Annotated in this window: 5 protein-coding genes; 4 read left to right on the plus strand and 1 reads right to left on the minus strand. The window is 43.6% G+C overall.

Translation table 11 applies throughout. From position 1 onward, the window contains the following. Positions 1–303 precede the first annotated feature (303 nt). A complete protein-coding gene (gene gyrA, locus B5F25_RS05120) occupies positions 304–2,856 on the plus strand; it encodes a DNA gyrase subunit A (protein ID WP_087248037.1) in 2,553 nt (850 codons plus the stop codon). A gap of 37 nt (positions 2,857–2,893) precedes the next feature. Beyond that, positions 2,894–4,111 carry a tetratricopeptide repeat protein gene (locus B5F25_RS05125; RefSeq protein ID WP_022039975.1) on the plus strand — a complete coding sequence of 406 codons (1,218 nt, stop codon included), beginning with the start codon at positions 2,894–2,896 and terminating at the stop codon, positions 4,109–4,111. Between the two features lie 280 nt (positions 4,112–4,391). Here B5F25_RS05125 and B5F25_RS05130 read toward each other — a convergent pair whose 3' ends face one another. After that, complete coding sequence (locus B5F25_RS05130; RefSeq protein WP_087248039.1) at positions 4,392–5,579, minus strand: DUF418 domain-containing protein; 1,188 nt, start codon at positions 5,577–5,579, stop codon at positions 4,392–4,394. Between the two features lie 256 nt (positions 5,580–5,835). Between B5F25_RS05130 and B5F25_RS05135 the strand changes: the two genes are divergently transcribed. Together B5F25_RS05135 and nhaD are read left to right on the plus strand one after the other, a co-directional pair. Beyond that, entirely contained in the window at positions 5,836–6,516 is a 681-nt protein-coding gene (locus tag B5F25_RS05135; RefSeq protein ID WP_087248041.1) for a lipocalin family protein, read from the plus strand. A 256-nt stretch (positions 6,517–6,772) separates the two neighbouring features. Further along, positions 6,773–8,113: a sodium:proton antiporter NhaD gene (gene nhaD / locus B5F25_RS05140; protein WP_087248043.1), complete on the plus strand. Its 1,341-nt coding sequence runs from the start codon at positions 6,773–6,775 to the stop codon at positions 8,111–8,113. Positions 8,114–8,311 lie beyond the last annotated feature (198 nt).

Consider the following 8,311-nt stretch of genomic DNA (forward strand, 5'->3'; position numbering starts at 1 on the left):
CTGTGCCACACTTGTGCTTATGCCTTGCAATTATGCAAGCACATACTTTCTTTGGCCATCTAATATATATTCTTCCGCTTGTGAAGCTATTTTCGTGGCCGGACGGATATATCTTCGTGACAAACGTGTCAGATGATGAGTGCCGATGACGTTTTTTTGTGCCATCCATTGCTTGTATAAGCGGTTTGTTTTCAATGCATTTTCTAAAACTTGACGATTTTGTTTTGCCAATTCAACAAAAAGTCGTAATTTAGCGTGATTTTTAACGGATGAAAAAGTAATATTAATTTTTAATTTGTTTCAATGCAAGAACAAGACAGAATCATAAAAATCAACATTGAGGAGGAAATGAAAAAGTCGTATATCGATTACTCTATGTCGGTAATCGTAGCGCGTGCCCTCCCTGATGTGAGAGATGGATTTAAGCCTGTTCATCGCCGTATCCTTTATGGAATGATGGAATTGGGCAATACATCAGACAAACCTTATAAAAAAGCTGCCAGAATCGTAGGTGAGGTGTTGGGTAAGTATCACCCACATGGCGATTCTTCCGTTTATGGTGCATTGGTGCGCATGGCTCAAGACTGGGCCATGCGTTATCCGCTGGTAGACGGACAGGGAAATTTCGGCTCTGTTGATGGTGATAGTCCTGCAGCCATGCGTTATACTGAAGCCCGCCTGAAAAAAATAGGGGAGGAGATGATGCAGGATTTGTATAAAGAAACTGTTGATTTCACCAATAACTTTGACGATACGTTACAAGAGCCTACCGTTATGCCTACACGTATTCCCAATTTGCTCGTAAATGGTGCATCGGGTATTGCCGTAGGTATGGCAACGAATATGCCGACTCATAACCTGTCGGAAGTGATCGATGCCTGTGTGGCATACATCGATGACAATGATATTGATGTCGACGGTCTGATGAAATACATTAAAGGGCCTGATTTCCCGACAGGAGGATATATATATGGTATAAGCGGTGTCCGTGAAGCGTATGAAACAGGTCGTGGACGGATTGTGATGCGTGCCAAGGCGGAAATAGAGTCACATCCGACGCACGATAAAATCGTTGTCAGAGAAATTCCGTACAATGTAAACAAGAAAGAGTTAATCGAAAAGATAGCCTCGCTGGTCAACGAGAAGAAACTGGACGGCATTTCTTATATTAATGATGAAACCGATCGCGAAGGAATGCGTATCGTGATTGATGTAAAACGTGATGCCAATGCAAATGTCGTTTTAAACAAATTGTTTAAAATGACCGATTTGCAAAGTTCGTTTAATGTAAACAACATTGCATTGGTACATGGCCGTCCCCGTTTGTTAAGTTTGAAGGATTTGATTCGTCTGTTTGTGGAGCATCGTCACGAAGTTGTCATCCGTCGGACCAGATTCGATTTGCGTAAAGCAAAAGAACGTGCGCATATCCTGGAAGGTCTTATCATCGCTTCCGATAATATAGATGAGGTGATTCGTATCATTCGTGCTGCTAAAACTCCCAATGAAGCTATAACCAATCTGATGGACCGTTTCCAGTTGAGTGAAGTGCAAGCACGTGCCATTGTGGAAATGCGTCTTCGTCAATTGACCGGATTGCTTCAGGAACAGCTGCACGCCGAATATGAAGAACTGATGAAGCAGATCGCTTATTTCGAGGAAATCTTGTCGAATGATGAGTTATGCAAGAAAGTCATCAAGGACGAACTGATTGAGGTGAAAGAAAAATATGGGGATAAGCGCCGTTCGGAAATTGTCTATTCGTCTGAAGAATTCAATCCGGAAGATTTTTATGCCGATGATGAAGTGGTAATTACAATTTCACACATGGGATATATCAAACGTACACCGCTCGCCGACTTCCGCACGCAACATCGTGGAGGAGTAGGAGCAAAAGGAAGCGAGACACGTGATGAAGACTTTATCGAACATATTTATCCGGCCACGATGCACAATACTTTGTTGTTCTTTACTCAAAAAGGAAAGTGCTATTGGCTGAAGGCATACGAAATTCCCGAAGGCAACAAAACTTCAAAAGGGCGTGCTATTCAGAATTTGTTGAATATTGATTCGGATGATACGGTTACCGCATATTTGCGTGTGAAAAATTTAAACGACACCGAATTTGTCAACAGTCATTACGTATTGTTCTGCACCAAGAAGGGAGTCATCAAGAAAACATTGCTCGAACAATATTCGCGTCCGCGGCAAAACGGTGTGAATGCTATCACCATCCGTGAAGACGACCGCGTTATCGAAGTGCGTATGACCAACGGAAGCAATGAAGTCGTCATAGCCAACCGTAACGGACGTGCCATCCGGTTTAATGAAACAGCTGTACGTGAGATGGGACGTACTGCTACAGGCGTGAGAGGCATTACCCTTGACGAGGACGGACAAGATGAAGTAGCAGGAATGATTTGTATCAAAGACCCGCAGAAAGAAACGATAATGGTCATTTCTGAGCATGGATATGGCAAGCGTTCCGACATTGAAGATTATCGTAAGACCAATCGTGGCGGAAAAGGTGTAAAGACTTTGAATATTACCGAAAAAACCGGTAAATTAGTGGCCATAAAATCTGTGACTGATGAAAATGACTTGATGATTATCAATAAGTCAGGTATTACGATTCGGTTGAGAGTGGCAGATGTACGAATCATGGGCCGTGCTACACAAGGAGTCCGTTTAATCGATTTAGGTAAACGTAATGACAGCATCGGTTCGGTCTGCAAGGTCAATTCAGAAGCTGATTCTGCCGCTGACGCAGAAGAGGCGTTGAACGAGCCACTGGATAATGAAGAGGGAAATGCTTCTTCAAGCGATAACCCGACAGAAGAACTAAAGAACACGTAAATAAACAATAGTTTGTATTATCTAAATTTTTAAAATTATGAAAAAAGTTTTATTGACTACCGCTCTCTTCTTCACCGTATGTGCTGTGTCGGCACAAGAAAGTGTTGTGAAAGAAGCAAAATCAGCAAAAAGCGATCCTGTTAAGGCGGCTCAAATTATTGAACCTGCTTTGGTTGATCCTTCTACTGCCAATGATCCTGAAACGTGGAAACTGGCTGGTGATTTCCAAAAAGCCATCTATGATGATGAGAACATGAAGCTGTATCTTCCCGGCGGACAGGCAGACACTGCCAAATTGTATAACAGTCTGGCGAAAATGTTTGAATATTACACCAAGTGCGATGAGGTAGAACAGGCTAAAGTGCAAAGTGGTGAATTGAAAAAACCGAAACTGAGAAAAAAACTTGCCAAAACATTGGCAGCCGTACGCCCGAATCTGACAAATGGTGGTTCTGAGGCTTACAATAGCGGAAACTACGCAGATGCACTGAAGTATTTTGGCCTGTACGTAGACGCTTCGCAAAATCCGATGTTTGCTGAAGAAGAAGCAGTGAAGAACGACACGTTGAACCCGTTAATCGCCTGCTACGCAGCATTGGCGGCCAATTCATTGGATGACAAAGCTGCTGTTATCAAATATGCTACTATCGGTAAGACGCATAAGGAAGAAGGCTATCGCGCGTTGATGTGTTTAGCCGAAGCTTATGGAAAAGGTGAACAGACAGATTCGGTAAAATGGCTGGAAGTTATTAAAGAAGGATCTGAAAAATTCCCGACTCAGGAATATTTTATCGGTAACTTAATGGACTATTATATCCAAAAAGGGCAAGTTGATACAGCGCTGAGTGAAATTGATGCTATTCTGGCAAAAAATGAAACTCCGTACTTTTTGTATGTAAAAGGTGTCCTGCAATATGAAAAGAAGGATTATGATAATGCCATCGCAACCTTTAATTCACTTATTGCTAAAAATGATGGTTTTGTAGGGGAAGCATATTCACAGATTGGTAATTGTTATTTTTTCCCGGCTCAAGAGTTGGTAGAAGAAAATAGTAAAATATCAATGGATGATCCCAAATATGCCGCAAACGAGGCAAAAATTAAGGAATTGTATGAAAAGGCTGTTCCTAATTACGAAAAGGCAAAAGAACTGAAACCGGACAACAAACAACTTTGGGGACAATTTTTGTTAAATATCTATTGGAAACTGAACAAGGCTGAATACGATGCTTTGGAAAAAGAGTTAGCTCAATAATTACACAACAACATATAGGCAATCGGGTAGGAAGAAAACGAAGTCGTTTTCTTCCTACTTTCATATTCTAGACTTTCATTGTTTATTATATTCCGATTCTTTTACTTTGTTAGAAGCTGTTTAAATTTATCGTGTGCTGATTCTATTAAAAAATGTCACCCAAAATGCCCATTCCCATGGGAAATGAGCATCTTGGGTGATAAAATGAATGTTGACTTTTGTTTTGGCGCACCTTTCGTTAGTGTATATTTCTCTCTTTTACGTTTGGGGTATAAGTGGATTATTTGCGTTTGGCATGTATCCATGTCAGTTTATGCCAAATGGTCTCTAGAGGTCCTCGTTTGAAGTGTCGGAACCACCAGTGTGCAAAGAGTAGCTGGAGTAAGAAAAACACAATACCGATGAGCAGACTGTATGTGGTTCCACAATAACGGTGTAGCCCCAGTCCGTAGCCGTAATAAAGAAAACTTCCGATGAGAGATTGTGAGATATAGTCGGTCAAACTCATTTTGCCGTAGGGTACAAGCAGTTGTTGTACTTTCCCTTTGTTTGTCCAGTACAGGAGTAGGAATGCACTGACCATCACCAACATGCATGCCAAGTTATACCACGAATTCCAGATGGTTTCCATTGATGCTTTCATGAAGGGGTTCGCTATTTGGGAATAGATGAAGTCTTTTAGGTAGTAAAGTACTACCGCACTAGGTAGTGCCGCAATGCCGACCCGTAGCCAAAAATGCATCACCTTTCCGTGTGTTTCGTCAGTAAGCCTGAACAGTCCTTTCCTTCCCAGCAGCATACCTGCCATGAAAAGCGATGCTGTCTGAAACACGCGTCCGTAGCACCATGCCCAGTTCAGGCTGGCAAGTTGTCCAGTTACTAAATTTGTCTTTATCAGTTCCCAAAGTGATGACTCTTTCATTTGCGGATAAACTTCGGTCAGCGAGTAAATCATCTGTTGGGGGTTGGCATCAGGGAAGAAGCATGCATAGATAACTTTGCACCACTCCAGAGGTTGTAACATTAGGATACATGCTATCCATGCCACAGTCTTGTCGGAGAGGTGGCGTACTGGAACCAATACAAATCCAAGCAAGGCATAAAGCACCAGTATTTCACCGGGAAAGAAAGATGCGTTGATAAATCCGAAGCCAAGCAGTAGCAGTAGTCTCCACATATAGCGGTTTCGGAAGTCTTGCCCACGCTTTTCACAGTTGTGGCTCTGCAAGTAGAAAGTGAAGCCGAACAGCAGGGCAAAAATAGCATAGGCTTTTCCGGAAAAAAGAAAGAACAGCATGTCCCATAAATGCTTGTCGAGGCTGGCAAGCAGAGGAGAGGTTGCTTCCGGAAATGAATAATAATTGAAATGCTCGATGTTGTGCAGCAGGATGATTCCCATGACGGCAAATCCGCGCAGAGCGTCAATGGCCAAGATTCGTTCGTTGGAACGCAGAAGTTCGTTTCCCATATTATCAGTGTTTGGATGATTTTAGTAAATTAGATTAATATGGGTGCAAACTTACAAAAAACTTGTGAGATTACTCCAGAAAACATGCGCATTTATGTCATGTAAACAGGGAAAAACACAACGTTTTGAAAAGATTCTTCTGAGGTATCTTCCTGGGAAAGTTTGCTGGAAGATTTAGCGATTCTTAAGGGAGGAACGTTGCGCTTCTGGTACATTTCGCTTATTTTTGTATGAACATTCTAATTTTAGAGAAACTATGAAACGAAACAATTGTTTATGGAGAGCGAGTTCCCTAGTGTGCTTGGTAGGGTTACTGGTGTCATGCGGCGATGTGCCCCAGATGGAAGGAACGTGGGTGGAACCTGTCCCTGGGATGGAAAACAGCGTACAGGGCTTCAAATTGGAAGAGGGTGGTAAGGCTTCTTCCGTTAATATGGCCACTTTACAGTATGAGTCGTGGAAACAGGAAGGTGATAAGCTTATTCTTTCGGGAAAGAGTATCGGCAACGGTGTTACCATACCTTTTTCGGACACGCTTGAAATAGCAGGGCTGACACAAGACAGTCTGTTCTTAAAACGAGGGACACTTGTCATGAGGTATGTCCGAAACGATGGGCAAGGGGGCAGAAGCGTACCTATGGCAGAACTTACGCCGGCGAAGAAAAACAGTTTTCGTACTGTGGGCACTTTGGTGCTTGCTCATGAGACACGTTCGTTTACGCCGGACGGTGACACGGTTTCCTATTGGGTGATTGATAAGACTGGCGAATTGCTGGAAGCTTATGATAAACTGACAGGAGGAATTAAGAATGGGAAACCGGTGTATGCCGAACTGGAAGTGATTGATGCGGGAAAGTCGGACGAAGGCTTTGCCGCTTCCTATCCCAGCGTATATCAGGTGGTGAAGATTGACAGCATGTCGCTGGAGGCACGGTGATGTAGCAGTGGCATTTGTAGTAGACGGTCGGCACGCCTTCAGGCTTCGTACAGTTTGCAAAGACGTTTTCCGGAGTCAGACAGCTGTGCCGACTGTCTGTTGGAGAGTAAAAGCCTTATACTCTAGAATGTCACTGGCTGTTAGGTAATTTGAAGAATAATTTGTACATTTGTGCTTGTGGGAATTATAGCGGCAGCGGTATTTGCCTGTCAGACTCTTGCTGAAAAATAATTATTAACCTTAAAAATAACATTCAATGTCAACCTTAACTGTTGCAATCATAATTGTATTTGTAATTGGATACTTATGTATCGCTTTGGAAACACTGACCAAAGTCAACAAGGCAGCTGTAGCCTTGCTGATGTTGGTTGTTTGTTGGACACTTTATATGTTCGATCCGGGCAATTTCCCGGCAGGTATCTTGCCCGATGCCGTGGCTGCAGCAGCAGGCTCGGTTATTGAAGGACATTTGGGAAGTACCGCCACTACCTTGTTCTTTCTGATGGGGGCAATGACCATCGTGGAGACCGTCGACCAGTATGGCGGCTTTAATTTTGTGCGCGACATGCTGAAGACAAAGAGCAAACGGGCGTTGTTGTGGCGCATTACAATTATGACTTTTTTCCTTTCGGCTATTCTGGATAATATGACTACTGCCATCGTGATGGTGATGATTCTCCGCAAGCTTATTGACGACCGCAGGGATCGTCTGATTTATGCTTCGCTCATTATCATTGCAGCCAATTCGGGTGGAGCCTTTTCGCCCATTGGCGATGTGACTACCATTATGCTTTGGAACAAAAGTCTGATTACAGCGGCAGGGGTCATTAAGGAATTGTTTGTCCCTTCGCTTGTCTCGATAGTCGTTCCAGCATACATCCTTTCATTTTCGCTTAAAGGGAACGTGTCGGCAGATACTGATGCAGGCACGGTTTCCATGGGCAGTGGACTGACCGGGTTTCAGCGTAAGGCGGTATTTTGGATTGGTGTGGGGGGACTGGTCTTTGTGCCCGTTTTCAAGTCGATTACCCATGTACCTCCTTTCGTAGGCATTCTGTTGGTGCTCGGCGCGTTGTGGGTGGTGACCGAATTGTTTTACCGCAGTCATCCAGAACATGACGAGAGTACGCAGAAGCGCGTGTCGAATATTATCTCGCGCATCGACATGAGCACCATTCTCTTTTTCCTGGGTATTTTGATGGCGGTGGCATGTCTGCAGGAAATCGGTGTGCTGTCCATTGTGGGACAGGGATTGAATGAAACTTTTGATGGCAACCATTATCTCATCACCGGCATCATCGGTGTACTTTCCAGCATCGTTGATAATGTACCCCTTGTGGCAGGCTGTATGGGAATGTATCCGATGGCCGATGCTGGCGATATGGCGCAGGATGGTATTTTCTGGCAGCTTCTGGCATACTGTGCGGGCGTGGGTGGCTCGATGCTCATCATTGGTTCGGCTGCAGGAGTAGTGGTGATGGGACTGGAGAAAATCACTTTCGGTTGGTACATGAAGCGTATCACATGGATTGCTTTCATTGGTTACGTGGCAGGTATTCTGGTATATTGGATAGAGAAGGCTGTGCTCGGGCTTTGATACGGATTCATTTCCTTTCCATCGCTTTTTGCCGGTCTGTCAGAATGGCGTCCTTGTTTTCCATCGCCCATTCTATCAATGGTAAGCATCCAACCACATGTTAGCTAGTTTTTCCGAACTTCCATATCTTTGCGGCATGTTCAACAAATTAAACAACGTTAGATATGGCAGTAACTAGTAAAGACATTGAGATTCTTT

This window comes from Bacteroides sp. An19 (genome assembly GCF_002160215.1).
In the GTDB taxonomy this organism is placed as follows: Bacteria; Bacteroidota; Bacteroidia; order Bacteroidales; family Bacteroidaceae; genus Phocaeicola; species Phocaeicola intestinalis.